Genomic DNA, 2,407 nt, shown 5'->3' on the forward strand with positions numbered 1-2,407 from the left:
GGAGGGAACTCCTAGCGGGGAACAGGAAAGACGGATATATACGTGTACACAAGTGTGCTTGTTTTTTTTACAAATGATTTAGGACTGCTATATCTTAGAAAGATTAGTATTGACTATGACCAGAGATAATTTGCTATCGAGAATTTCCATCGATCCAAATATTTGTTTTGGTAAACCTTGTATTCGGGGACATCGAATTCCAGTTTCCCTCATTCTTGACCGCTTAGCTAGTGACGTAAGCATTGAGGAAGTTCTTGAGGAATATCCAAGCATTGAGCGAGAGGACATACTTGCTTGTATTGCTTATGGTGCAGAAATGTCGCGGGATGTTTTTGTCGAAATTCCTTTGAATAGAAAGGAGTAACCCGAAAAATTAAGCATTTGAGATGGGTGTACTAGAAGGGAAACCCTTACATCCTCAGAATCTATGTGAGAATTTCAAAGACACTCTTACTGAGCACCCTCTCTAACGAGCTTGAAAGCTAGTAGCGTATCTGGTTGCTTGAGATTTTTTATCCCTAATAGGGATTCAGCTATCTCGCACGTGATGCAAGAAAGAGGGTGTCAATACTACAAAGTAGCTCGTGTTTCAATCCCTAATAGGGATTTATGCTCACTTATATAGATATAGTTGGAGCTTTCCCTCATACAACTACTATAGCGGAAAAATAAGCAACGCTATATAATGGTTTTCAGATTGTTATTCACAACAATACTATTTTGTAGCTCGTGACTAAAAATGAGTCCTCTCTATGTCGAATCCGAACACTGACTTAGAAGTAATCCGCGTACTGTTGATGGTTCAACTCCAAATGGTAGATTCAGTCAAATCAGAGCAACACCGTAATGCCATTCAAGACTGTCGGCTTGCTGACCAAGACAATAGAATTAGTACTTTAGCAAAGCAAAATGAAGAAATTTTGCAAACCCTAAACAAATTCACCAAGAAGTTAATGCTAAATGAGGCACAGCTTCAGGCGTTTCAGGATTCAGTCCAATTTTTAGAGGCTGAAATTCCTTATCTTAGAAACCTCGTACATCGAAATGAGGAGTTGCAAAACGAAAGGAATTTTTTTTGCGCACCAGATTAAGATGCCAATCAGTAAAAAAGGAAGCTATAGCGTCTTGCCCTTGGTTAAACCGACAATATGGTAATATTGCCTATTGATCCTTAACTTCAATCTCATACAAATCACAAAGACTGCGGAGCTTGTGCTTAAGGCGATCGCGTATTTTATCAGGCGCTAAAATGACGCAATTTTCCTCGTACCGCAAAACTTCTCTAATCAACCAAAACTCATTTGCAACTCGCCGTACAACGTGACGTACACCTCCTGTAGTTTCATCTTTGATATCATCATCTTTTGGTTGATAGGCTTTTACTAACCAACCCCTAAAGTGTAATTGCACTTCTAAATAATCAAGTTCTCCTCGCCAATTTCCGTTTATAGGTAGAACTGACTTAACCCTATCAAACGTTATACAACGGTTATGCCATAGTTCGGGTAAATCGGGAATATCGTTTTCGACGTCTTGGGTTTCTTCACACCAGATAAGTAAGTAAAAGCGGTTATCAAAGAAACGAGGCTCAGCGTGGCGAACTGTGTATTCTAGTTCCTGACCTTGGGAATTGCGATAGAGGATATAAAAAGGCTGTTGTTTTTTCATACAGTCTTCAATCTGAATTCGCCATCCTTGGGTGGATTGACTAACTTGTTTCATAAGAGATTGACGTAAAGGCGCTTCTAGATTGCCTCGTTCTAGCAAAAGTGCAAGTACAGTTTGAGCTTCGGCAATACGACCTAGATCATTTAAGGCTTTTATCGCTCGTTGCAAGGCGTTAACTTGGTTTGAGTCTAGGCTAAAGGGCGTACCAACTTCTAAAGTTTGTTCTGCGATCGCCACTATTAGACCAGAAATACTCGGTTCCTTACCCCATTGAATCTTGAGGCGGCGAGCGAGTTCTTCTAACTTTTCCTTAGTTCCGGGTGGAATTGACAGTGTAATCGTGTCTTTTTTTCTGGCCATTCCTAAAAATGTACTTGCACTTTAGAAAATCTTGTGCGATATTAATAAATGTAATTATAAATCATTGAATTGCAAGCAAGTACAGTGACATCATCTTGAGGGTTGTATACCTAATTGCTGATGTACCTAACTGATGATTAGTGAGCGCATAAAACTCACGGAAAACACTGATAAAAAGCTAGAGTAACACTCTTATAAAGGCAAGATACCAGTGTAAGTGACAGTCTCAAGAACTTACACTCTAAAAGCTTTGGAGCTTTTCTTTTAAAACCGCTAAGAGATTAGCAAGCAAAAGCCCAGCAAACAGACGCTTTTAGTATAATTCCCAACATATAATCGATTTTAAATTGAAGCATTTCTATATGTCTAAGCGCACCCG

3 protein-coding genes are annotated in these 2,407 nt (G+C 39.3%); 2 read left to right on the forward strand and 1 reads right to left on the reverse strand.

What is annotated here, in order from left to right; translation table 11 throughout:
- Positions 1 to 115: 115 nt before the first annotated feature.
- Together G4P69_RS37060 and G4P69_RS37065 are read left to right on the forward strand one after the other, a co-directional pair.
- Positions 116 to 364, forward strand: a complete 249-nt coding sequence (locus tag G4P69_RS37060) for a DUF433 domain-containing protein (RefSeq protein ID WP_208340160.1) — start codon at positions 116 to 118, stop codon at positions 362 to 364.
- Positions 365 to 752: 388 nt separating this feature from the next.
- Positions 753 to 1,091, forward strand: a complete 339-nt coding sequence (locus tag G4P69_RS37065; protein WP_208340159.1) for a hypothetical protein — start codon at positions 753 to 755, stop codon at positions 1,089 to 1,091.
- A gap of 70 nt (positions 1,092 to 1,161) precedes the next feature.
- On the opposite strand, the gene G4P69_RS37070 is transcribed toward G4P69_RS37065, so the two are convergent.
- On the reverse strand, positions 1,162 to 2,028 hold the full coding sequence (locus tag G4P69_RS37070; RefSeq protein ID WP_208340158.1) for a helix-turn-helix transcriptional regulator: 867 nt from the start codon (positions 2,026 to 2,028) through the stop codon (positions 1,162 to 1,164).
- Between the last annotated feature and the right edge of the window lie 379 nt (positions 2,029 to 2,407).

The organism is Aetokthonos hydrillicola CCALA 1050, from assembly GCF_017591665.1.
Classification (GTDB): domain Bacteria; phylum Cyanobacteriota; class Cyanobacteriia; order Cyanobacteriales; family Nostocaceae; genus Aetokthonos; species Aetokthonos hydrillicola.